We start from the raw sequence: 22,140 nt of genomic DNA on the forward strand, positions 1-22,140 counted from the left end.
TTTAATCCTTGCCGCCTTCAATCACCCGAAAGCCGCCGTGGCGGGGCGGCTGGGGCGAGGACTGCGCCTCAGGCGTGCCGGTTTCAAGCGTGTCCGCCGGATCTGGCGGCAGATCCTCTGATTTTGGCGGGGTCTCCACGACTTCCGGGGTGAAGCCCTTTCGCACAAGACCGGTTTTGCGCAGCTCGTCCACCGGGTCAGGCGCTGTGTCCTCGACCGGAGCGATGACGTCTTCGTTGATGTCACGGTCGCGCGAGCGGCGTTCAGGGCCTTTGCGCTTGAAGCCCGAGCCCTTGTTTTTGAAACTCGACCCGCCGCCCCGTGAAAATCCCTTGGGCGCCTTGCCCTGGGCTTTCTTTTCAATTTCCTTGAGTTTGGCGAGCTGGAGCCGGGAGAGCGCTTCGCCCTCAGATCCCAGCGAGGGATCGGCATAGGCGGACCCGAATGTGTTCAGACGCTCCTCCACCGAAGCCATGAACTCGTCTTCCCAGTCCGTCAGCTCGATCCGGGCGGCGTCAGCGGCGTCTGGATTGTCAGCTTCCGCCTTGGCGATGGCGCGCTCCACAGCCGCCTTGGCCCGACGAATGCGGGCCAGGGCCTTGCGGGTCGATTTATCCTCAACCTCACGCGCCATGATCGGTCCTAGTGTTCGCCGACAGCGCCCAGATACAGCTCCAGCAGCGCTTCCATTTCCTGGCGCTCATGGGCGTCCTGTTTGCGCAGGGAGATCACCTTGCGCAGCACCTTGGTGTCATAGCCCATGGATTTGGCCTCGGCGTAGACTTCTTTGATGTCGGCCGCGACGCCGGCCTTGTCTTCTTCAAGGCGCTCGATGCGGGCCACCAGGGCGCGGAGCTGGTCGCGGGCGGCGGCGCCGATGGCGTCGGATTCGTCTTTTTCAGGCGTGGAAGCGGCAAAGTCGGCCATGAGGGTCTCCTGGCGGGGGATTTATGATCTCACCCTCTTCGATAGGCGAGGGGGGCGGGGCGGGGCAAGCCGGTCGTGACGCCCAAAGCGCAGATCATGCAGACGCGCTGCATGCTTTCCTTCCGGCCCGGAAGCGATTAGAGCCCTTGCCAGCATGACAACAGGAGACTGACATGACCACGCTCTGGCGCCTTGAAGGCCGCGGACCCATGCCGATCATTCGCGCGGCGAACACGCGTCTGGATGAGGAGCTGGAGCCCTTGCCCGTCAGCTGGTCGGTGTTCGAGGACGGCTCGCCCGAGGCCGGCCGCATCGACATTCTGTTTGACCATCAGCCCGATGCGGACGCGTTTGTCAGAGGCATCGGTCTCGATCATGAGGATGTGGAAATCCTGTTCGCGCCGCTGCCCGATGAAGACTGGATCGCCCTGTCGCTTGAAGGCCTGCCCAGCGTCGAGGCCGGCCGCTTCCTGGTCTATGGCGAGCATACGTCAGGCGATCTCGCCGAGGGTCAGATCGGTTTGTGGATCGAAGCCGGGCCCGCTTTCGGCACCGGGCATCACGGCACCACCAAGGGCTGCCTGGAAGCGCTCGACAGGATCGACCGCTCGGGCTTTCGACCCAAATCCGTGCTGGACCTCGGGACCGGCACAGGTCTGCTCGCCATCGCCGCTGCGAAGATCTGGCCCGACTGTGAACTCCTCGCCACCGATATCGACGAGGAATCGGTGATCGAAACGGTGGAGAACACCGCCAAGAACGGCGTTAAATCCCGGATCGAAGCGGTCGTGGCGGACGGCTTTCATCATCCGGTTCTGGAAACGCGATCATTTGATCTGATCTTCGCGAACATCCTGGCCGGTCCGCTGATCACCCTGGCGCCGGGCCTTGTCAGCCGTCTTGAACAGGGGGGGCGGGTGATCCTGTCGGGCTTGCTCGAAGAACAGTCCGACAAGGTTGAGGCCGCCTATGACGCCTTGGGGCTCAAGCGGATCGACAAGGCGATCCTGGATGGCTGGGTGACCCTGGTCTACGCCGGTTAGTTCGCGCAGGCCTGAAACGAAAAAAGCGCGCCAGCTGTGAGGCCTGGCGCGCTTTTTATGAAGCCGGTGAGGGGACCGGCTTAAAGTTTGCGAGCGCGGCCGCCGAGGCCGATCTTCTCAAACAGCGAATTGGCGTCCGTATTGCGCGGGCGAGCGCGCACGCCGGCGGTTTCCGCGCGGCGAACAGAGCGCAGGCCATCGCAAGCGCTCAGGCGAAGATGGGCGTCATGATGAAACATGCGGAGCTCCGTTGCGAACTGAAATTTCGTAACGGAGATATGAGCTTGTAAGGTCTTCTGCGCCACTGCCATTTGTGCAGGCCTGACCTGCGCAAATGCATGGCGGATGATTTCGCTGCGCACTGTCGCATGGATGAGATTGATAAGGCGCGGGCGCAGGCCTAGCTTTGCTCCATGACCCATCAGATCCAGCAATTTCACGTGAAGGGCGGGCCTCATTACGGGCGCGAAAACCTTCCCAAGCTCCGCGCCAGCCTGGCACAAGCCGGCCTGGACGGGTTCCTGATCCCCCATGAGGACGAGTACAATAACGAGTACTTGCCCGCCAATGCAGAACGCCTCGCCTGGGCGACCGGGTTCACCGGCTCCGCCGGTGCTGCGGCGGTGCTCGGCGATGTGGCGGCGGTCTTTGTGGACGGCCGTTATACCGAGCAGGTCAAATCCCAGGTCGATCAGAGCCTTTTTGACTATGAGGACCTGGTCAAGACCGGCCTGGCGGGCTGGATCCGCAAGACGGCCAAACCGGGTCAGATCATCGGTTATGATCCGCGCCTGCATTCGCCGGACGCGCTGACCAAGCTGCAGGACGCTGCCGACAAAACCGGCGCCAAACTGGTCGCGGTTGAAACCAACCCGATTGATCAGGCTTGGGAGGATCGTCCCGCCGCGCCGCTCGCGAGCGTGCATCCCCAGCCGCTCGAGGTCGCCGGCGAAGCCCATGGCGACAAGCGCAAGCGGATTGGCGAAGATGTGAAAGACGACGGCGCGGACGCCGCCGTGATCACCGATCCCGCCTCCATCGCCTGGCTGTTCAATGTGCGCGGCGGCGATGTGGCCTGCACGCCGCTGCCCCTCTCCTCGGCGATTATCGAGCCGTCCGGGCAGGCGACCTTGTTCATCAACGAGGCCAAGCTGACCGACGCCACCCGCAGCCATCTGGGCAATGAAGTGGCGATACGGCCCGAGACCGAATTTGCAGACGGTCTGAAAGCGTTGTCTGGCAAGACCGTGCGCGTTGATCCCGCCACGGCCTCGGTTTGGGTGGTGCAGCAGCTTGAAGGCGCCAACGCCAAGGTTCAGCGCAAGTCTGATCCGGTCGCTTTGCCGAAAGCGTGCAAGAACCCGGTCGAGGTCGAAGGCAGCCGACAGGCGCATATCCGCGACGGCGCGGCCATCGCCCGTTTCCTGCACTGGCTCGACACCGAAGCCCAGTCCGGCGAGATGGACGAGATCCGCGCGGCGATGAAGCTGGAGGAATTCCGGCACATGTCGCCGCAGCTGAAAGACATCTCCTTTGAGACGATTTCCGCCGCGGGTCCGAACGGGGCCTTCCCGCACTACCGGGTGAACACGGACTCCAACCGGACGCTGGAGAAGGGCTCGCTCTTCCTGGTGGATTCCGGCGGGCAATATCCTGACGGCACCACAGACATCACGCGCACGGTTCCGATCGGCGAGCCGACCGCGCAGATGCGCCGTCATTTCACGCTGGTCCTGAAGGGGCATATCGCCCTGTCGCAGATTCGCTTTCCTGAAGGCACGTCCGGTCATGCGCTGGACGCGCTGGCGCGTCAGCCGCTGTGGAACGCCGGGCTTGATTACGATCATGGCACCGGCCATGGCGTGGGCAGCTATCTGGGCGTTCATGAAGGCCCGCAGCGAATCTCGAAGGCGCCCAACGCCATTGCGCTTGAAGCGGGCATGATCGTCTCCAACGAGCCGGGGTATTATCAGGTTGGCGATTACGGCATCCGCATCGAGAACCTGCAGGTCGTCACGCCGGCCGAGCCGGTTCCGGGCGGCAATCGCTCCATGCTCGGGTTTGAAACCCTGACCCTGGCGCCCATGCACCGTGCGCTGGTGGACACCTCGCTCTTGAGCAAGGACGAGCTTGTGTGGCTGGACGCCTATCACGCCGATGTGCGCAAGAAGGTCTTGCCGCTTCTGGACGGGGAGGCTGCATCCTGGCTCGCCAAGGCGTGCGAGCCCATTCTGGGCGCGACGCCCTGATGCGCGCACACGCGCGACGTTTTGTGAAAGCGAGCCTGCGCGTCAGCGCCGGGCTCGCTTTTGCTTTGGTTCTGTCGGCGTGTTTCGCCAGCGAGACCGAGCTCGTGGGCTATTGGGGGGCGGACCGGCCCGTGGCCGAAGGCGTTTACGCTCACACGCCCACCCATCCCGACGGCCGTGAATGGGACCGGCCCACCTGGACGGGGGCGGTCCGTCTGACGCAGCGGCGCTATGTTTCGGACGCCGAGAACTTTCCCCATCAGAATGCGCGCTTCCATGCGCTGTTTGACGATGTCTATATCGTCCAGTCCCCGCGTGAGGACGGCGTCGGCTATGGCCTCGCCTTTATCTATGAAGACGGGGCGCTGGTGAGCTACCACCAACCTTCATGCAGTGATGTGTCCGAGGCTGTTTTAGAAAGCGCCAGCGTGGTGCTGGACGTCGAAGGCTATTGCCCGATCCACGATCTTGATCAGCTCGTAACGCTGATGCGAGCGCTCTACAGGGCGCAAGACGGGCAGCTGCGCATTGACGGCGTGTATCGCCGGGTGGGGGACTGACTTTTCTCCAGTTCTCCCTCGCCTCCGCTCGGTCGGTCCTCGCTACGCTGCGGGCGGCCTTTGGCCTTGCGAACCCTTTGGGTACGTTTTTGCTCCGTCGATCCTCGCTGACGCTGCGGGCGCTTCAGCGTTTGCGCGCGACCACGTCTGTGACCGCCTGCGTGACCTCGTGAGAGTAAGCATGGTGCAGATTGTGACCCGCTTTCGGCAGCAGCCGTAATTCACCGCGGGGCAGGGTCTTGGCGACCGGCTCGGCGTGACGGCTGGTGCGCACCACCGTATCCTTGGGGCCGGCGAGCAGGATCACCGGCTGGGTGATCTCGCCATAGCGGGTTTCCTGCTCGGCGAGATGCGTGTTGACGCGCGCCATATCCGCCGCATTCGCTTTCCAGACAGAGGGCGCAAATAGCCGGTCGAGCCGGGCGGTCTCGATATAGCCCGTTGGGACAGGCTCGGGATGAAACGCGCTTTTGACGCCCTTGGGCAATTGGCCGGGGCCGAGCAAAGGGGCGATCACATGGCTGATCAACGCGCCGATCACCGGCCAGCCCGTCATCTTGTTATAGCCCGCCGCTTCGCCCACCCAGGCGCGCGCCGCCGGGCTGACCAGAACGCCGCCGCCTGTGCGTTGGGGAAAATCCATCAACAAGCGCAGGGCGATGGCGGCGCCCCAGGAATGACCCAGAACCGTCACCCGCGGCACGCCGATCGCGGTCAGGAAATGCTCGATCAGCTCCGCTTCGCGACCTGGCGACCAGGGGCCTGGCGGCCGCTCGCTCCAACCCAGGCCGGGTCGGTCCAGCCAGATCACGCGATAGGCTTCCAGAGCCGTCGACAGCGCCATGAAGGGCTCAAGATAGGAGGTCGACGCGCCGTGGAGCACCAGCACCGCAGGAGCGTTTTCAGGTCCGGTGATGTGATGGTGAAGTTTGACGCCGCCCAAGTCGATGAAACCGCCAGTCATGAAGCTATCCTCATTCGGTCGGTTTGCATCTAAGCGGCTAGAGCGCGCGCCCGGCCAGCTCACGCTCCAGCCGGGCCAGGGCGGGGCCAGCAGCGGGATGCAGCGGGTAAAGGCTCAAGGCTTCGCGATAGGCTTCCATCGCCGCTTCACGCGCCTGCGCTTGCTCCAGCGCCCGGCCCAGAAGCGCCCAGGCGTCATAGCGCTGCGCATCCAGCGTCACGGCCTGGTTCAGCGCCTCGAGCGCGAAAGTCCAGTCTGTCTCTTCGATCGCGAGTTCAGCGGAGACAACCCAGCCTTCCGCATAGTCAGGTTCCAGCGTGCGCAAATGGTCATAGCTGCGCCAGGCGGTATTGAAGTCGCCGATCGCTCGCGCCTCGGCCCCGCGTTGCAACAGAAGGTCAGCGGTCGGGCCGGCCTGTTGCCGCCACAGCGAGCGCACTTCGCTGGCGAGCTCCGCCGCCGCCTCTTCAGTCTCGGCTGTCATGAGCGCGTCCAGGCGCTCGGACAGGCGTTCCTGCAGGCTTTGATGCGGTCGCTCGACCGAAGCGCTGGCGGCGAGGTCCAGCTCCAAGGGCGGCGCGCTCAGGGCGAGGGTGAGGAAGAGGGTGATCAACATGGGGATGAGGATAAGCGTGCTGAGTGTGCGAGCAAGCTCAGGCTGCAAAGAAAGTCCACGCCAAGCGCTTAGATCGCGAAGCCGTGATCTTTGAGCGCTGTGACAGCGCCGTCTGCGCCCTTGAAGACATGACCCTTGAAGCCGGCTTCGATCCCGGCGCGGACATTGTCCTCGCGGTCATCAATGAACAGCACGTCTTCAGGCGCATGGCGGATGCGCTTGATCGTCAGCTGGTAAAGACGGGGATCGGGTTTGACCATCTTCTCGGCGCCCGAGACCACCACAGCGTCAAAATTGGCGATCTTGGGATAGGTCTCTTGGATATGAGACCATTTTTCAGCGGGCAGATTGGTCAGGGCGTATTGCGCCACGCCCAGGGCGTTCAGGCGGTCGACCACCGCTTCCATGCCCGTGATCCAGCCGTCAAACATGTCCGGCCAGCGCGTCTCCCAGGCCGTGATCAGATCAGCCTTGTCGGGATGCGCCTCGATCAAAGGCTTGCGGTTGTCCGCCATGGGCACGCCGCGATCATGCTCGGTGTGCCAGGCCATCGTACAAACACCGCCGAGGAATTGCTCCACGGCGGCGTCGTCAGGCATAAGCGTTCTGTAGACCCGGCGCGGGTCCCAGTCGACCAGGGTATGACCCAGGTCCCAGAGAACCGCGCGCGACACGGCTGTCTAGCCGGCGCGGGCTTTGAAACGCGGGTCGGTTTTGTTGATCACATAGACCTTGCCGCGGCGACGCACGACCTGGCAGTCGCGGTGGCGGTTCTTCAAGGACTTCAGGGAGCTGCGCACTTTCATGGTCGTCGCCCTAGCTTAATTGCGAGTGAGGACGCAAACGGCCCCCGGAAAAATCAGGAGGGCGGGATTTACGCAAAGCTTAGAGCAGAGTCAACGCTTCTGGCGCCTCGCATGTGTGTGCGAGCAGCGCTATCATACAGCTTCGGCGAGGGGCGAAAGCATAATGTCAGGATCATCATGACGCGAAGCACACTGTTCAAGGGCCTGGGTCTGGCCCTGGCGCTTTTCATCACCGCAGCCGCTGGCGCGCAAGAGATGAGCTTTGAGGACTGGGCGGACGGCTTTCGTCAGCGCCTGGCCGAGCATGGCGCAGAGCCTTCCACAATCGCGATCATGATGGACGGGCTAGAGCCTGATTCGCGCATCATTGACCGCGACCGCTCCCAGCCTGAATTTGTGCGTCCGGTCTGGGTCTATCTCAACGGCGCCGCGTCCGACGCGCGCACGCAGAACGGGCTGAGCGCCCAGGCGCGCCATCGCGAAGCGCTTGATCAGGTTGAGGCGCAGTTCGGCGTCGATGCAGACATTCTCACCGCCATCTGGGGGCTGGAAAGCGCCTATGGCGTCATCATGGGGGATTTCGACATCGTGCGTTCGCTGGCGACCCTCGCCTGGGAGGGCCGTCGCCGCCAGTTCGCCGAAAATCAGCTGCTGGCGGTCTCGGACATGCTCGAACGCGGCTATGCAGAGCGTGACCAGCTCCTGGGCAGTTGGGCCGGAGCCATGGGCCAGACCCAGTTCATCCCCACCACCTATCTGGAGCGCGCCGTGGACATGCATGGCGACGGCCATCGCGACATCTGGACGACCGAAGCGGACGCCTTGGGCTCGGCGGCGAACCTCCTGGCTCGCGCAGGATGGGAAACCGATGCGCCGGTGGTGATGGAAGTGACGCTGCCCGACGCGTTTGATTTCGCCAGCTGGGAGGAGCGCGACCGCCGCGCGGTTTCTGCTTGGGCGATGGAGGGCGTGCGGCCGGTTCAGGGCGAATGGAGTCCGGATGATTTGTATCGTCCCGCCCGCATCGTGCTGCCGTCAGGCGCGCAAGGTCCGGCCTTTATGGCGTTTTCAAACTTTGACGCCCTGATGCGCTACAATAATTCCACCGCTTATGCGCTGGGGGTCGGGTATCTGGCCAAGCGCCTGGCAGGGCTGGACGCGCTGCCGGACGGCTGGCCGGAAGACAATCCGCCGATCAACCGCACCCAGTCACGCCAATTGCAGCAGACATTAACCGATCTTGGCCATGACACACGCGGGGTGGACGGCATTTTCGGAGCGAACAGCCGCCGGGCGCTGAAATCCTTTCAGGCCGCCAACGGCATGACGCCGGACGGTTATGCTGGTCAGCTGGCCTATGAAGCGGTCATGGCGCGGGCGCGCTAAACTCTAGGCGGGCGGCGTGTCCTCGACTGTCGGGGTCAGCGCCGCCGTCGCCGCGCGCACCCTGGGATGCAGCAGCGCCAGCGCGAAGCCGACCACGGCCAGCGCGGCATTCAGCTCGAACGGGGCGGCCGGCGCGACGCTTTGATAAAGCCACAGTCCGGTGATCGGGGCGATCATGAAGCCCACGCCCGCCGTCGCGGTGGTCAGCCCCGCCGCGCGCCCCTGTTCTTCAGGCTCGACTGCCAACGAAGCCCCGGCGGTGAAGCCTGAGCGGGCGAGGCCGAAGCCGAAACTGTTGAACACATAGCCGATCACGATGACCAGATAATCGGGCGCAAAGACCATGGTGACATTGCCCAAGACCACCATCACCGCGCCGATCGCCATCAGAACGCGCGGGCTGGTGTTCAGCAGCGGGATCACCACCAGCTGGGCGAAAATCAGCCCCGCCGCGCCTGCCGTCAGAGCAATGGAGCCCAGCTGCAGCCCGCCCGCCGCGTCCATATCCAGCCGGTCCATGATGTAAAAGCTCAGCGATTGCAGGCTCGCCGCCTGAGCCATCCACATGGCGCAGCCATAGATCATGAAGGCGGTCAGGCGCGGGTCAGCTGCGAATTTGAACTGGACCAGCGGATTGATCGGACGCCCTTTTTTCTTGGGCGGGGTTTGTTCCGGCAGGAACAGGCGCACACACACCGCCGCAATCCCCACCATGATCGCCACCAGCACCATGAAGGTGGAAATGCCGATGCGGTGGGAGAAAAAGCCCGCCAGCGCCGGCCCGATCACGGTCCCCAGGCCAAACGCCGCCGTCAGGCTCGCCAAGGCGCGGGTGCGCTGGGAGGGATCGGTGCGGTCGGCCACATAGGCTTGCGCCGCCGGGTTCGTCGCCGATCCCAGCCCGCCGAAGATCGAGCGCGCCATGGCCATGGCGATGATCGCCGCCATGGGCGGCAACAGCCCCACCTGACCCGCCCAGGCGCCCCCGGCAAAGACGAGGCAGGAGCTGGCGAAGGCGGATAATCCAAACACAATCAGCGGGCGTCGACCGTGGCGGTCCGACAAGGCGCCCCAGACCGGGCTCATGATCAGAAAAAGAAGTGCGGACACCGTGTAGATCGCGCCGACGAATACCTCGTCCACCTGAAGGTCCCGCGCCAGCGGCGGCAGGATGGCGAACAGCATGGAATTGCCGATGGAGGTCGCGATCAGGCATAAAAACAACAGCCGAAAGGCGCGCCTGCGCGTCTGCTCACTCGAGGGATTGGCGGGATCATAGAAAGGGGTCATGTGGCTACAGACATACGCCTGCCCCCTCACAAGGTCCATCACCATGCAAGCAGGGCCGTTATGCGTGGGTTCAGGAGAAGAGTCTTTCCCAGCTCCTAACAGCACGCAAACCGAGCTTTAAGCATCAGCGCGTATAACCGTCCCGAAATCGGACGTTGAAGGCGACAGAGCGGCAGGAGCCGCCGGGTCCTCAACGAACCTAGAACGGGTGGTGGGTATGTTTCAGATTATCGGCATTGTTGTCGTGTTCGGCATGGTGTTTGGCGGCTTTACGCTTGCGGGCGGCAGCTTCGACATCATCATCAAGGCGCTGCCGTTCGAGTTGATGATGATCGGCGGCGCGGCGGTCGGCGCCTTCCTGATCGGCAATTCATTCGGAACAGTGACGAAGACGGGCGGCGACTTCGCCAAGCTGATTTCTGGGCCCAAATGGGGCAAGCAGGACTATATGGACCTGCTGACGCTGCTGTTTCAGCTGACCAAGACCATGAAGACAAAAGGCGTGATCGCGCTGGAATCTCATATCGAGAACCCGCACGACAGCTCGATCTTCTCCGCCTATCCGAAAATCATGAAAGACCATTTCGCCATCGATTTCATCTGCGACACGCTGCGGATGATGACGATGAACCTGGAAGACCCGCACCAGGTTGAAGACGCGATGGAAAAACAGCTCGAGAAGCATCACCACGAGGCCGCGACGCCGGCCCATGCGCTGCAAACCATGGCTGACGGCCTGCCGGCGCTGGGGATCGTGGCGGCGGTGCTGGGCATCATCAAGACCATGGGCGCGATCGACTCGCCGCCGACCGTGCTGGGCGCCAAAATCGGCTCGGCCCTGGTGGGCACCTTCCTGGGCGTGTTCCTGGCCTATGGCCTGGTCGGTCCCTTCGCGGCGCGCCTCAACGAGATTTATGAAGAAGAGGGCGCGTTCTACAAGATCATTCAGGCGGTGCTGGTGGCGCACCTGCACGGCAACGCAGCCCAGATCTCCGTTGAGATCGGGCGCGGGAATGTGCCGAGCAGCTTCCAGCCGAGCTTTGCAGAGCTTGAAGAGGCGAGCTCTAACGCACCGACGATCTAACGCCTCAAGGCGTGCATAGAGACATTTCCCCTTGCGCCCGCCCTGGTCTTTGGCCATGGCGGGCGTTGTCATGACTGAAGCGAACGATCCTTATCCGCTCAAGCGCCCCCATGCCGCGCTCAACTGGGCCGAAACCGGCCCGGTGGCTGTGGATGCGGGCGATGTCTATTTCTCCGCTGAAGACGGGCTGGCGGAAACCCGCTCGGTCTTCTTGCAAGCGGCGGGGTTTCCTGAGCGGTTCCGGGCTGACCGACCGACGGTCGTGGCGGAGCTCGGGTTTGGCACCGGCCTCAATTTTCTGGCGCTCTGGGATCTGTTTGTGAAGACCGCGCCAGCGCGCGCGCGACTTCACTTCATCAGCGTTGAAGGCTTCCCCCTGCGCCAGTCCGACGCCGAGCGGGCGCTCTCGGCTTTCCCCGAATTGCAAACCTTGAGTAATCAGCTCACCCAAGTCTGGCCCAGTCCGCACAAAGGCGCCCACCGGCGGGTCTTTGAAAACGGACGCGTCATGCTGACCGTGTTTCATGATCTGGCTGAGACGGCCTTGCCGAACATGGCGTTTGAAGCGGACGCCTGGTTTCTGGACGGATTTGCGCCCGCCAAGAACCCGGACATGTGGTCCGAAAATCTGTTCTCAGAGCTGGCGCGGTTGAGCGCGAAAGATGCGCCCGCGGTCACCTTCACCGTGGCGGGCGCGGTGCGCCGCGGGTTGGCGGCGGCAGGGTTCAGCGTTGAGAAAAAACCGGGCTTCGGTCGCAAGCGCGAACGCTTGGAAGCGATCTTCACAGGGGACCATCCCGCGATTGCGCCGACGCCGTTTCCCGATCCCGCGCCCATCCCTGGCCCGATCGCCATCATTGGCGGCGGCGTGGCGGCCGCGAGCCTGGTCAGGGCGTTCGGGTTGCGAGGGCGCTCAGTGGACGTGTTCGCGAAAGGCGGCTGGGCGTCTGGCGCATCGGGCGCGCCACGCGGCCTTCTGACGCCGCGTCTGGAGCTGTCTGACCGGCCCCATAACCGCGCCCTTCTGGCCGCTTTTGACTATGCGCGCGTCATGTTTGGAGCGTTTGAAGGCTTTGAAGCAACAGGCGTGGCGCGACTGGCCAAGGACGAGGCCGGCGCGGCGCGTCTGGCCCAGCTGGCGGAGGCGCTGGATGACGACTTTTCATTCCTGGATGCCGACGCCGCCCAAGCGCGGTGCGGACTTGGGGGGCGGACGGGGGCGCTGTGGATGGACGGCGCCGGTCAGATCCGGCCTGAGAGTCTGGTTCCGGCGCTGGCGAGGGATGCCGAGATACACGATCAGCGGATCACCGGACTTGAACCTGTGGCGGGCGGTTGGCGTTTGCAGAGTGAAAGCGGTCAGGCGTTCGGCCCCTATAGCGGCGTCATTCTGGCGGGCGGTTGGGATCAACACGCCTTGTTGAGCGCGATGGGACTGGGGTTGGAGCCGTCCGCCGGTCAGCTGGCCCTGTTTGAGAGCCGTTTTGATCTGCGCGCGCCGGCCGCCTGGGGCGGCTATGCGGCGCGGCTGGGCGAGGCGTTGATGGTGGGCGCAACCCATGTGAAACGCGCCGAGCCGGAGACGGAAGATGACGCTGAAGCGGCGCTGCGGGTCTTGGCGCAGGACGCACCGGGAGGCCCCGTGACACTGGGCGCGCGTCTTTCAGGGTGGTCGGGCGTGCGAGCTGCCGTCGCGGACCGCCTGCCGCTGGCGGGCGCGGCCGCGCCGCCCGGGTTCGAAGCGGTCTGGCGCGCACACGCCAAAGGCGGTCCTGCGCCCGCCCATACAGACCTGAACGCTTCAGGGCTGATGGTTCTAGGCGGCTTCGGGGCGCGCGGGTTCGCACATGCGCCCTTGCTCGCCGAGGCTCTCGTCAGCGCGCTCTGCAATGAGCCCGCCCCGATGGAGCGCGCCGGGCTGGCAAGCCTGCATCCGGCGCGACTGCTCTGGCGCGCCTTGCGCCGGAGCTGAGGTTCCAAGCGACAAGGACAGCATGGGGCAGGCTTGCTCGAGACAGTTCGGCGCCGTGTCGATTCGCGCCAGACCCGGCCCGCCCAGCTGCACGGTCAGCGGCCCGGTCTGCAATTGCAGGTGATGGTGACGGGCTACGGGGTCTGATGCGGGCCCGCCCGCCACCAGCACGCCGGCGGCTATGGAGCCCACCGTCAGAGCCAGGATGCGGTCGTAATGGGACACGGGCGTTCTCTCAGCTTTCTGCGCAAGGTGTGGGTTAGATGCAGTCAAGCGAGGGTTTGGATGCGGCCTGGACTCTGCAAACGACAGGACTCTTGCGTACGGCATTGAACTTGCTGGTCATCAGCCAAAGCATCTCTGGCTGGAGCATTTCGACACGCATGACCGCCCATCTTGATCCCAAAAAGCTCGCCGCACTCTCGTCTGGCCTGCCTTGGACCGGAGATGACCGCCGTCGCGGCGCGCGTCATGTCTGGTTCCTGAACGCCGCATTTGACCGGATCGGGTTTGACACTGCGCTCCAGCGAGTCGCCGAGCGTCCCGCGCGTGACCCGTTCGCCTTTGTGGTCACGCCGAATGTCGACCATCTGGTGCGGCTCCAGACCGAAAGTGTTCTGGCGCATCTCTATGCCCAGGCTTGGCTGACAGTGTGTGACAGTCGCGTTCTGGAGCTGATCGCTGATCTGTCGGGTGAAGCGCTGGACGTCACCACCGGCGCAGACCTCACAGCCGCGTTATTCGAGGGCGTGATCAAGCCTGATGAACCCATTGTGGTGATTGGCGGCGATGAAAGCGTCATCGCCGGGTTGAAGGCGCGGTATGGCCTGTCAGACATCAGATGGCATGAGCCGCCGATGCATTTGCGCCACAAGCCGGATGCGATTGCCGAGTGCGCCGCCTTTGTCGCTGAGAACCCGGCGCGCTTCACCTTCCTGTGCGTGGGCTCGCCCCAGCAAGAACTGGTGGCCGAAGCCTGTCTCGAGCGTGGCGATTGCACAGGTCTCGGCCTGTGTGTGGGCGCATCGCTGGACTTTTTGTCGGGCAAGGCCCGGCGGGCGCCAAAATGGCTGCAGACATTGCGTCTGGAATGGCTGTTTCGTCTCGCTGAACAGCCGCGCCGCATGTGGAAGCGCTATCTGGTGGATGGGTCGCGCATTCTGGTTTTGTGGTGGCGCTGGCGCCGGGATCGTCAGCGCGTCAGCGCGCTGGAGCAACGCCTGTTTGATCAGCTCTGACACACCGTCCCGGGTTTGATCGCAATCGGTGACGCAGTGCGCGTCGCGCACGCTCACACCCGGCCAAGGGCCAAGCGATCGGTGGGGCATGCCTGCTTTCAGGGTGTAGGGAATGGTGGGCGCGACAAGATTCGAACTTGTGACCCCTACGATGTCAACGTAGTGCTCTAACCAACTGAGCTACGCGCCCGCTATGGCTCGCCATAGGTCTCTTGCGCCCGAGGGGCGTCGAGAGAGGACGCGTAATAAGTCGGCGGGCTTGCCGGTGTCAATTGGCAAGGCTGCCGGTGGCCAAATGTTTTGCAGCTTTCTTTGAAGCCGACGCTGATGCTCGGCTCAGCCATTCGACAGACATTGCAAAAAAGCAACATGCATGGCGAAAGCGTTTCCAAAGTGTGTCAAATCTGTGATCCAGGCCTTTGAGCCTCGGCATTCCTGTTTTAGAAAACTGAACAAGCGCATAAAAATAGCGCGTACCGTCCCTGCTTTAATCGCGGCGGGGGATCAAATCCGAAGGGGAACGATCGTGAGCATGACTAACAAAGAGCGCCTTTTGCGCTCGACCGTTCTGGCTGGCGTTGCGGCGCTGACCATGGGCGGCGCACCGGTTTTCGCACAAGAAACGGACGAGCCGGAACAAACGACTGAGCAGGAAGAAGAAGCTCGGTCCTCCAGTGACCGAGTTGTCGTCACGGGTTCGCGTATTGCACGGGATGAATTCAGCTCGGCCTCTCCGATCCAGGTGATTGACGGCGAAATCGCCCGTGATCTGGGTCTGGTTGACGCCGCTGACCTTCTGGCTCAGACCACTGTGGTCACCGGCCAGCAGATCACCACCGGCCTGTCCACGTCCGGCGGCATCCTGTCTGACAACGGTCCGGGTTCGGCGACCGCCAACCTGCGCGGCCAAGGCGCCGGGCGCACCCTGGTTCTGGTGAACGGCCGTCGTCTGGCTCCGGCTGGCGTGCGTGGCGCACCGAGCGCGCCGGACCTGAACCTGATCCCGGGTTCCTTGATCTCGCGCGTTGAAGTGCTGGTTGACGGCGCGTCTTCGGTTTACGGCTCCGACGCCGTGGCCGGCGTGGTCAACTACATCCTGAAAGACAACTTCGACGGTCTGACCCTCGACGCCTTCTACACCGACCCGGAAATGTCCGGCGACGGCGGCCGTCAGCAGGTCTATTCGGGCACGCTGGGCGTGACCTCGGATCGCGGCTTCATCGGCTTCGCCGCTGAATATTCCGAAACCGACGGTTTCACCAACCGCCAGTTCGGTTCTTTCTGGGAACCCTTCGCCGGTGACTGTATCTCGTCTTACGCAACCGGCGCATCCGGCCAGCGTTACGAGTCCTGCGGCGGCTCCTTCGGCGCCGGCTCCGGCTCCGTCGCCGGCATCGGCTTTGTCGGCTATGAGCCGGGCCGCACTGAAGCCGGTCTTCCGAACGGTTTCTTCCGTATTCCGATCACGTCCGATCTGCTCACCCCGGGCAGCGTCAACGGTCAGGCCCTGCTGCTGTGGCCGGAAGAACTGGACGCGGTTCGCGCGCCGGACTTCGAACGTCTGACCCTGTATTCCTCCGGTGAATACGAGCTGGGCGGCTACGGCAACATCACCGCCTATTTCGAAGCGTCCTTCAGCGAGCGTGACACCACCACCCGTACCTCGGGCCAGGGCCGTGTCCGTCTGCCGGCGTCTTATGCGCTGAACCAGTTCGGCCGTGACGCCACGCTGTACTACAGCTCTCAGATTGAGACCGACACCGTCGTGGCTCAGACCCGCCTCATTGGTGGTCTGCGCGGCGAACTGCCGTTCCTGAACGGTCTGGGCACCCTCAACAACTGGACCTGGGACGCGTATATCAGCCATTCGCGTTCGTCCGGCTTTGACCGCGTCGAAGGCGTTTATCACTACCCGCGTTTCGAGCAGACCATCGCCAACACCCAGATTGTCGGCGGTCAGGCTGTCTGTGATCCGCGCGGCGTGCCGAACGAAGGCCAGCAGGTCATCTGTCGTCCGCTTGACTTCTTCAACGAGACCTTCCTGACGACCGGTCGTTTCGCTGACGAGGCGGATAACGACTACTTCTTCCCGAACCGTATCTCCAACACCGCTGTTGAGCAGAACATCTACACCGGTTACGTCGCCGGTGACCTGATCAACCTGCCGGCCGGCCCTGCCAGCCTGGTTCTGGGTTACGAGTACCGCGAAGACTCCATCACCACCGACACCGATGCTCTGGCGGCAGCTGGCGACTTCTTCGGCTTCTTTGGTGACCCGGGTTCCAACGGTCAGCGTAACCTGATGGAAGCGTTCGCCGAGACCGAGATTCCGGTTCTGGCCGGTCTCGACTTCGCTGAAGAGCTGTCCTTCAACCTGGCGGCGCGCTGGACTCAGGAATCCGAGTTCGGTTCGTACATCACCTATCGTATTCAGGGCCTGTACGCCCCGAATGACTGGCTGCGTTTCCGCTCCACCTTCGGCACGTCCTTCCGCGCGCCGAACCTGAACGAACAGTTCGGTGGTCGCGTGCAAGGCTTCGGCAACCCGAACGACCCGTGCCGCGTGCCGGGCACCGCGCTGCCGTTCGTCGATCATGACAACGACCCGACCACTCCGGATCAGCGTCAGTACGACCCGAGCCTGGACACCCGCGAAGCGTCTGTGATCCAGAACTGCATCAATGGCGGCGGGCCGTTCAACCTGCCGGGCACCGATCCGTTCACGCTGGGCACTGCGGGTCTGGGCACTCCGACCGTGACCTTCCTCGGGTCTCCGACTCAAGTGGCTTCGGGCTCCAACCCGAATCTTGACGCGGAAACCTCTGAAGCGCTGACGGTTGGCTTCGTGATGGAGCAGCCCTGGTTCGACAGCTTCGATCTGCGTCTGACCTCGACCTACTTCGAGATCGCTGTGGATGGTGAAGTCGATCAGCTGACCGCTGCGACCATCGTGAGCCGTTGCTACAACGACAATAATCTCGCCGATCCGCAGTGTGCGTTCATCACGCGTTCGCCGTCTTCGGGTGAGATCACCTTCGTTGAAGCGCTGAACCAGAACCTCGGTGAGCAGATCTCTGAAGGCGTTGACCTGAACGTCGAGTTTGGTCTCGACTTCAATGTGCCTTGGTTCGAATCCGGCCTGCGCTACGACGCCATCTTCCGCGGCACTCAGATGCTGACCCAAACGGAAGAAGAGTTCCTGGCCACCGGCGTCAGCATCGATGACGATCTGACCGAGTACGGCAACCCGGAATATCGCGCGAGCCTGACCCATATCCTGGGCTTCCAGGACTGGCGCTTCCTGTGGCAGACCCGTTACATCTCCTCGTTCATCGAAGACAATGATGATCCGGAAGATACGACGACGTCGAGCTTCAACCCGTGTATCCAGGCTGGTGACGGTCCTTGCGTGATCCTTGAAGACTCTCCGGAGTACTGGGTGCACGACATGTCCGTGTCCTACGCTTACGACACATGGGCGATCCGCGCGGGTGTGAACAACGTTCTGGACGAAGCGCCTTTCGTTCAGACCAATGTGAACTCCGTTCGTGGCTCCGGTTACGACCTGGCTGGTCGGACGTTCTTCGTGAACGTGTCCAAGCAGTTCTAAAAGCGGGTCCCTAACGGGATCAGGAAACGCCCCGCGTCACTGACGCGGGGCGTTTTTTTTCCCAATTTGCTCGCACTAACGTTTGACAGTTTTCCGGTGCTCCGGAACACTTTGTGAAAATCTGCCAAGGATGAAAATGATGGGGAGTCGTGTGATTAAGAAGCTTCTAGTGCTGCTCGCATTCGCTGTAAGCGGCGGCGCCAGCTGGGCGCAACCGCAAGAAGTCGCCGTTGAGGTCTGGGCGGACAGAGATCAGGTCACCGCCGTTGACATGTCTCCGAACGCCGAGCGCATCGCCATGCTGATGCGCCGCTCTCAAGCGGGCGATCCGGAGTTGTTGCTCTTTGACGCGGACAATCTGAGCGGCAGCCTGCAGGCGATCGCCGTGGAAGAAGGGCTGACGCCCACGAACGTGTTTTGGGCGAATGACCGCTATTTGATCGTGTCGATGATCGTCGAGCTGTCTCAGACGGGACGTCCGGTTTATCTGCCTCGCGTGCTGTCTTTCGATGTAGAAGAGCAAAGCTGGCGCAGCATGGTCCGCATTGGCGGTCGTGACATTCGCAGCAATGCGTCCAACATGATGGCGCAACTGGGCGTGGGTCGTGTCCAGAGTCAGTTAATTGATGACCCTGACCATATTTTGGTCGCGCATACAGAAGAACGGGGACAGAGCCCGAATCTTTATCGTACGAATGTCGCCACGGGCGCGCGTGAACTGGTGTTCCGGGGCAATAGCCGATTTGACGATCTCATTGTGGACCGTCAGGGTGAAGTGCGGGGCGCGACCGAGTATGACGCAGCCGCCAATCGGGTCATTACACTGGCGCGTACCGGGGCGGACGATGACTGGCGTGAGATCGGCGCGCTTGACGCCGCAAATCGGGACCGCTTCGGCCTTCTGGGCTTTTACGACCCTGATCGCCCCAATACGGCGCTGATCGTAGCGGATGAACCGGGCGAGAACACGGTCGGTATCTACGAACAGGACATCACCTCTGGTGATCGTGAACTGCTGTTCCGGACGCCGGACTATGATGCGGTCAGCGCCATCTTGTCGCCTCGCGCATCTGACGGTTCGCGTGTGGTGGGCTACCGCTATGCGGATCTGGAAGGGATCCAGCAATACTATATCGACCAGGAATTTGGCGCGCTGTACGCTGGCCTGAGCGATGCCTTCCCGGGACGGTCTGTCCAGATTGTCCGCTATTCGGAAGATGGCGGCACCGTGCTGTTGTACACCTCCGGGCCGCAAGACCCGGGTACATGGTATCTGTTGCGGGACGGGCGCGTGGCGCGCCTGATCGGCCGCAACGCCGATTTGCCCGCAGACGCGCTGTCACCCAGCTATCTCGTGGAATACGAGGCGCGCGACGGCATGCCGATGAGCGGCTATGTGACGGTGCCCGACGGCGAGGGGCCGCATCCTCTGATCGCCATGCCGCATGGCGGCCCTTGGGTGCGTGATTATCTGGGCTATGACAGATGGGCCCAAATGCTCGCCAATCGCGGCTGGGCGGTGTTCCAGCCGAATTATCGCGGGTCCCGTATGCTGGGCAAGGCGCACTGGATTGCAGGTGACCGCCAGTGGGGGCTGAGCATGCAGGACGATGTCGAAGACGGCGTCCAGGCCCTGATCCAGGAAGGCATCGCCGATCCCGAGAAATTGGGCTTCTTCGGCTGGTCTTACGGCGGGTACAGCGCGTTTGCGGCGGCGACCCGTCCCAATTCGCAATTCAACTGTATCGCCGCCGGCGCTGGCGTGGCGGATATCCGTCGCATTCGTGGCGGTCTGTCGGGCAGCCGTTTCCTGCGCGAGTTCCAGCAGCCCACCATTGACGGGGTGAACCCGATTGAGCTGGTGGATCGCGTGGAGCGTCCGATGTTCATCGTCCACGGTGATTATGACACCACCGTGCCGGTTGAGCACAGCCGCCGCTGGGTGAGCGGCGCAGAGGCCGCTGGTGTGGACATCAGCTATGTCGAGATCGAGGACATGGGCCACAGTCCGCGCACGTTTGAAGACAACATGCAGTGGATGCCGGAACTGTTCGAGTTCTTTGAAACCAAGTGCGGCTTCTAGGCGGCTAGACGCACGCGCATCAGTCAAAAGGGGTAAGGCGATCCGCCTTACCCCTTTTTTCTTTCAACGTGTTTCAGCCGAGTCCGTCGGTCTTAATCCCGCCGAACCACGCGATAGGCGGCGCCGCTGCCATCCACGCGCAAAAGATAGCTGCCCATGCTGGCGCGCCGAATTTCCACAAAGACCGGTCCACGGTTGAAATTGGGGTCGCGTCTCAGATTGGGCCCGCCCACATGTTCCCAGACTTGGCCATTGGCCATGACAAAGAAGACGTCATCATAACCGCGGCGCCTGATGTCGGTCAGCTGCAGTCTGATCACTTCGATTTCACCGCCATTATTGCGCTCCAAAACCTCGGAGACGCGCGGTTCTGATGCAGCGGCGTTGCGAGTCGCTTGAGGGGTGGAGCGGGTCATCTCTGCGGAGTCGGCGCTGCTGTCTTCCAATCCTCTTTCACCGCCTCGACCAAACAAGGACAGTGATAGATTGGGCAGGCTGGGCAATTCTAGGCCAAAGCCATCTTGCTCCACGGCCTCCACCTGAGTGCGATTGACGACCACCAGATCTTCGGCGTTTTCAGTCAATGGCGCCACCGTCGCATCAAAGCAAGCCAGTCGTTCCTCGTCATCCTGAATGGTGCTGCAGGCGATAATCGCGTTCAGATCCGGGGTCTGTGCGTGTGACGCCGAAGGTGAAGCGGTTGCGACCGCGCCCGCGCTGGCCGCGCAAGCAAGTATCGTCGATAGACGCATTGTGTGACTCCTAACTCGCATGATTGCGCGAGTTTAGCGCCGACACCGTATCAGAGGCCAGCGTCATGCTCTGACAGAACTGAAACGTGACGGACTTACGCCGCCGCCATCACCTTGGCGACTTCGTCCACGAGGTCACGCAGATGGAAGGGCTTGGAGAGCACTTTCGCCTGGTTGGGCGCGGCTTCGCCGGCATTAAGCGCCACGGCCGCAAAGCCCGTGATGAACATGATTTTCAGTCCGGTGTCGATTTGCGCGGCGCGCCGCGCCAGCTCGATCCCGTCAACGCCAGGCATGACGATGTCTGTGAGCAGCAATTCATACGCGCCCGGGGCTTCGCCCAGCGCATCCAGGCCTTCCTCGCCATCAGCCACGGCGTCCACTTCATGGCCCGCGCGATTGAGCGCCTTGGCCAGGAAGTCACGCATGGAATCGTCGTCTTCTGCGAGCAGAATGCGGGCCATCGCCGCCCCCTTGTTTGTTATCCACCAGCGCCGAGCTTATACCGAACTCGTAAAAGTCCACTGAACGCAGGATAAGACGCTCAGCTTTTTTCTCAGTGGGCCGTATGTCTCATTGACCTGGCCCGTACACCGATCACAATTGATCCATGCATTCTGTTTCAGATTATAAGATTGCCCCGATAGATGAACCGGTTCTGGTTCATGCGCCAGAGGTGCGGACATCGCCGTTCATCTTCGCCTCACCGCATTCCGGTCGCTGCTATGAAACAGACTTTCTGGACCAGGCGTGTGCGCCTGTATCGGTGTTGCGCCGGTCAGAGGACGCGTATGTCGACATGTTATTCTCGCACGTCCCGACTCTGGGCGCGAGTTTTGTCGAGGCGATTTTTGCGCGGGCCTTTGTTGATCCCAATCGAGGGCCGGACGAATTGGATGCCCGCTTGTTTGATGCTGCGCCAGAGCAGGGGTTCAGCGCACCCAATGCGCGCACCTCGGCCGGGCTGGGCGTGGTGCCGCGGCTGGCCGCAGACGGGCGTTGCATTCATCCCGGATTGATCGCCTATGCAGAAGGGCGTCGCAGGATCGAACAATATTATCGCCCTTATCATGCTGCACTCAAAGCAGAGATAAACGCAGCGATAGAGCAATTCGGATATGCGGTCGTGATCGATTGCCATTCCATGCCGTCGTCCAGCGCCCGCGGGGCCGATATGGTTCTCGGTGACCGGTTCGGAGCGTCTTGTGGGCGAAACCTCGTCAACCATGCAGAATCGCATTTTAAAGATCTGGGGTTTACGGTAACCCGGAACCGTCCGTATGCGGGAGGGTATACGACCGAGCATTATGGAGATCCGGTGAATGGCGTTCACGTCATGCAACTGGAAATCAATCGCGGATTGTATTTGCGAGAGGTGGAAGTTCGGCCGTCTGCGCATATGGATAGTCTGAGAGAGCGTTTGGTTAATTGGACCAAGTCTATGGTTTACACAGAATACACAGGTAGACTTGTCGCAGAGTGAAGTGTTTGGGAAAGCATATTTCAAACATGTTTCCTCTAAGTAGATTTGTGCTGTTGTGTTCACTTGCTACGCGAAGA

General features: G+C 62.4%; 20 protein-coding genes and 1 tRNA gene. 10 read left to right on the forward strand and 11 right to left on the reverse strand.

From position 1 onward, the window contains the following. Position 1 precedes the first annotated feature (1 nt). Both ACP154_RS07040 and ACP154_RS07045 read right to left on the reverse strand, forming a co-directional pair. Positions 2 to 634 carry a hypothetical protein gene (locus ACP154_RS07040; protein WP_421860492.1) on the reverse strand — a complete coding sequence of 211 codons (633 nt, stop codon included), beginning with the start codon at positions 632 to 634 and terminating at the stop codon, positions 2 to 4. Positions 635 to 642: 8 nt separating this feature from the next. Beyond that, the gene (locus tag ACP154_RS07045) at positions 643 to 927 is read right to left on the reverse strand and encodes a DUF2312 domain-containing protein (RefSeq protein ID WP_009801976.1); all 285 of its coding nucleotides are present in this window, start codon (positions 925 to 927) and stop codon (positions 643 to 645) included. Between the two features lie 173 nt (positions 928 to 1,100). On the opposite strand from ACP154_RS07045, the gene ACP154_RS07050 reads away from it, so the two are divergent. After that, positions 1,101 to 1,970: a 50S ribosomal protein L11 methyltransferase gene (locus ACP154_RS07050; protein WP_421860489.1), complete on the forward strand. Its 870-nt coding sequence runs from the start codon at positions 1,101 to 1,103 to the stop codon at positions 1,968 to 1,970. 80 nt (positions 1,971 to 2,050) lie between these two features. Here ACP154_RS07050 and ACP154_RS07055 read toward each other — a convergent pair whose 3' ends face one another. Continuing rightward, complete coding sequence (locus ACP154_RS07055) at positions 2,051 to 2,410, reverse strand: hypothetical protein (protein ID WP_421860486.1); 360 nt, start codon at positions 2,408 to 2,410, stop codon at positions 2,051 to 2,053. On the opposite strand from ACP154_RS07055, the gene ACP154_RS07060 reads away from it, so the two are divergent. Beyond that, entirely contained in the window at positions 2,384 to 4,219 is a 1,836-nt protein-coding gene (locus ACP154_RS07060; RefSeq protein ID WP_421860483.1) for an aminopeptidase P family protein, read from the forward strand. The two genes, ACP154_RS07055 and ACP154_RS07060, sit on opposite strands and share 27 nt — an antisense overlap. Then, positions 4,219 to 4,779, forward strand: a complete 561-nt coding sequence (locus ACP154_RS07065; RefSeq protein WP_421860480.1) for a hypothetical protein — start codon at positions 4,219 to 4,221, stop codon at positions 4,777 to 4,779. Before ACP154_RS07060 ends, ACP154_RS07065 begins: the two co-directional genes overlap by 1 nt. 124 nt (positions 4,780 to 4,903) lie before the next feature. Here ACP154_RS07065 and ACP154_RS07070 read toward each other — a convergent pair whose 3' ends face one another. The 4 genes from ACP154_RS07070 to ykgO all read right to left on the reverse strand — a co-directional run bounded on the left by ACP154_RS07070 (position 4,904) and on the right by ykgO (position 7,165). After that, complete coding sequence (locus tag ACP154_RS07070; protein WP_421860477.1) at positions 4,904 to 5,743, reverse strand: alpha/beta fold hydrolase; 840 nt, start codon at positions 5,741 to 5,743, stop codon at positions 4,904 to 4,906. Positions 5,744 to 5,780: 37 nt separating this feature from the next. Then, a complete protein-coding gene (locus tag ACP154_RS07075) occupies positions 5,781 to 6,359 on the reverse strand; it encodes a hypothetical protein (RefSeq protein ID WP_421860474.1) in 579 nt (192 codons plus the stop codon). 68 nt (positions 6,360 to 6,427) lie between these two features. Further along, positions 6,428 to 7,033 carry an HAD family hydrolase gene (locus ACP154_RS07080; protein WP_421860473.1) on the reverse strand — a complete coding sequence of 202 codons (606 nt, stop codon included), beginning with the start codon at positions 7,031 to 7,033 and terminating at the stop codon, positions 6,428 to 6,430. A 6-nt stretch (positions 7,034 to 7,039) separates the two neighbouring features. Next, the gene (gene ykgO, locus ACP154_RS07085) at positions 7,040 to 7,165 is read right to left on the reverse strand and encodes a type B 50S ribosomal protein L36 (protein ID WP_009801967.1); all 126 of its coding nucleotides are present in this window, start codon (positions 7,163 to 7,165) and stop codon (positions 7,040 to 7,042) included. A gap of 177 nt (positions 7,166 to 7,342) precedes the next feature. Here ykgO and ACP154_RS07090 point away from each other — a divergent pair, with 177 nt between their 5' ends. Next, positions 7,343 to 8,551 carry a lytic murein transglycosylase gene (locus tag ACP154_RS07090; protein ID WP_421860470.1) on the forward strand — a complete coding sequence of 403 codons (1,209 nt, stop codon included), beginning with the start codon at positions 7,343 to 7,345 and terminating at the stop codon, positions 8,549 to 8,551. Between the two features lie 3 nt (positions 8,552 to 8,554). Here the strand turns inward: ACP154_RS07090 and ACP154_RS07095 are convergent, their stop codons facing one another. Then, a complete protein-coding gene (locus ACP154_RS07095; RefSeq protein ID WP_421860467.1) occupies positions 8,555 to 9,841 on the reverse strand; it encodes an MFS transporter in 1,287 nt (428 codons plus the stop codon). A gap of 217 nt (positions 9,842 to 10,058) precedes the next feature. On the opposite strand from ACP154_RS07095, the gene motA reads away from it, so the two are divergent. From motA to ACP154_RS07110, 3 genes are all read left to right on the forward strand, one after another. After that, positions 10,059 to 10,925: a flagellar motor stator protein MotA gene (gene motA / locus ACP154_RS07100; protein ID WP_107712312.1), complete on the forward strand. Its 867-nt coding sequence runs from the start codon at positions 10,059 to 10,061 to the stop codon at positions 10,923 to 10,925. A 70-nt stretch (positions 10,926 to 10,995) separates the two neighbouring features. Next, entirely contained in the window at positions 10,996 to 12,897 is a 1,902-nt protein-coding gene (gene mnmD, locus ACP154_RS07105; RefSeq protein ID WP_421860464.1) for a tRNA (5-methylaminomethyl-2-thiouridine)(34)-methyltransferase MnmD, read from the forward strand. A 383-nt stretch (positions 12,898 to 13,280) separates the two neighbouring features. Beyond that, on the forward strand, positions 13,281 to 14,135 hold the full coding sequence (locus ACP154_RS07110; protein ID WP_107712314.1) for a WecB/TagA/CpsF family glycosyltransferase: 855 nt from the start codon (positions 13,281 to 13,283) through the stop codon (positions 14,133 to 14,135). Between the two features lie 113 nt (positions 14,136 to 14,248). Here the strand turns inward: ACP154_RS07110 and ACP154_RS07115 are convergent. Beyond that, positions 14,249 to 14,325: transfer RNA gene (locus tag ACP154_RS07115), tRNA-Val, on the reverse strand. A gap of 342 nt (positions 14,326 to 14,667) precedes the next feature. Between ACP154_RS07115 and ACP154_RS07120 the strand changes: the two genes are divergently transcribed. Together ACP154_RS07120 and ACP154_RS07125 are read left to right on the forward strand one after the other, a co-directional pair. Beyond that, a complete protein-coding gene (locus ACP154_RS07120) occupies positions 14,668 to 17,745 on the forward strand; it encodes a TonB-dependent receptor domain-containing protein (RefSeq protein WP_421861383.1) in 3,078 nt (1,025 codons plus the stop codon). 169 nt (positions 17,746 to 17,914) lie between these two features. After that, complete coding sequence (locus ACP154_RS07125; protein ID WP_421860459.1) at positions 17,915 to 19,828, forward strand: alpha/beta hydrolase family protein; 1,914 nt, start codon at positions 17,915 to 17,917, stop codon at positions 19,826 to 19,828. A 92-nt stretch (positions 19,829 to 19,920) separates the two neighbouring features. On the opposite strand, the gene ACP154_RS07130 is transcribed toward ACP154_RS07125, so the two are convergent. Both ACP154_RS07130 and cpdR read right to left on the reverse strand, forming a co-directional pair. Next, on the reverse strand, positions 19,921 to 20,580 hold the full coding sequence (locus tag ACP154_RS07130; protein ID WP_421860456.1) for a hypothetical protein: 660 nt from the start codon (positions 20,578 to 20,580) through the stop codon (positions 19,921 to 19,923). 95 nt (positions 20,581 to 20,675) lie between these two features. Further along, positions 20,676 to 21,044, reverse strand: a complete 369-nt coding sequence (gene cpdR / locus ACP154_RS07135; RefSeq protein ID WP_107712318.1) for a cell cycle two-component system response regulator CpdR — start codon at positions 21,042 to 21,044, stop codon at positions 20,676 to 20,678. Between the two features lie 146 nt (positions 21,045 to 21,190). Here cpdR and ACP154_RS07140 point away from each other — a divergent pair, with 146 nt between their 5' ends. Beyond that, on the forward strand, positions 21,191 to 22,063 hold the full coding sequence (locus ACP154_RS07140; protein WP_421860453.1) for an N-formylglutamate amidohydrolase: 873 nt from the start codon (positions 21,191 to 21,193) through the stop codon (positions 22,061 to 22,063). Positions 22,064 to 22,140: the final 77 nt, after the last annotated feature.

The organism is Oceanicaulis sp. (assembly GCF_965249665.1).
Lineage (GTDB): Bacteria > Pseudomonadota > Alphaproteobacteria > Caulobacterales > Maricaulaceae > Oceanicaulis.

Excerpts from the sequence above, each read along its gene's own strand:
- ACP154_RS07040 (WP_421860492.1), bottom strand. The coding sequence starts at position 634 with ATGGCGCGTGAGGTTGAGGATAAATCGACCCGCAAGGCCCTGGCCCGC.
- ACP154_RS07045 (WP_009801976.1), bottom strand. The coding sequence starts at position 927 with ATGGCCGACTTTGCCGCTTCCACGCCTGAAAAAGACGAATCCGACGCC.
- ACP154_RS07050 (WP_421860489.1), top strand. The coding sequence starts at position 1,101 with ATGACCACGCTCTGGCGCCTTGAAGGCCGCGGACCCATGCCGATCATT.
- ACP154_RS07060 (WP_421860483.1), top strand. The coding sequence starts at position 2,384 with ATGACCCATCAGATCCAGCAATTTCACGTGAAGGGCGGGCCTCATTAC.
- ACP154_RS07065 (WP_421860480.1), top strand. The coding sequence starts at position 4,219 with ATGCGCGCACACGCGCGACGTTTTGTGAAAGCGAGCCTGCGCGTCAGC.
- ACP154_RS07070 (WP_421860477.1), bottom strand. The coding sequence starts at position 5,743 with ATGACTGGCGGTTTCATCGACTTGGGCGGCGTCAAACTTCACCATCAC.
- ACP154_RS07075 (WP_421860474.1), bottom strand. The coding sequence starts at position 6,359 with ATGTTGATCACCCTCTTCCTCACCCTCGCCCTGAGCGCGCCGCCCTTG.
- ykgO (WP_009801967.1), bottom strand. The coding sequence starts at position 7,165 with ATGAAAGTGCGCAGCTCCCTGAAGTCCTTGAAGAACCGCCACCGCGAC.
- ACP154_RS07090 (WP_421860470.1), top strand. The coding sequence starts at position 7,343 with ATGACGCGAAGCACACTGTTCAAGGGCCTGGGTCTGGCCCTGGCGCTT.
- ACP154_RS07095 (WP_421860467.1), bottom strand. The coding sequence starts at position 9,841 with ATGACCCCTTTCTATGATCCCGCCAATCCCTCGAGTGAGCAGACGCGC.
- motA (WP_107712312.1), top strand. The coding sequence starts at position 10,059 with ATGTTTCAGATTATCGGCATTGTTGTCGTGTTCGGCATGGTGTTTGGC.
- mnmD (WP_421860464.1), top strand. The coding sequence starts at position 10,996 with ATGACTGAAGCGAACGATCCTTATCCGCTCAAGCGCCCCCATGCCGCG.
- ACP154_RS07110 (WP_107712314.1), top strand. The coding sequence starts at position 13,281 with ATGACCGCCCATCTTGATCCCAAAAAGCTCGCCGCACTCTCGTCTGGC.
- ACP154_RS07120 (WP_421861383.1), top strand. The coding sequence starts at position 14,668 with ATGACTAACAAAGAGCGCCTTTTGCGCTCGACCGTTCTGGCTGGCGTT.
- ACP154_RS07130 (WP_421860456.1), bottom strand. The coding sequence starts at position 20,580 with ATGCGTCTATCGACGATACTTGCTTGCGCGGCCAGCGCGGGCGCGGTC.
- cpdR (WP_107712318.1), bottom strand. The coding sequence starts at position 21,044 with ATGGCCCGCATTCTGCTCGCAGAAGACGACGATTCCATGCGTGACTTC.
- ACP154_RS07140 (WP_421860453.1), top strand. The coding sequence starts at position 21,191 with ATGCATTCTGTTTCAGATTATAAGATTGCCCCGATAGATGAACCGGTT.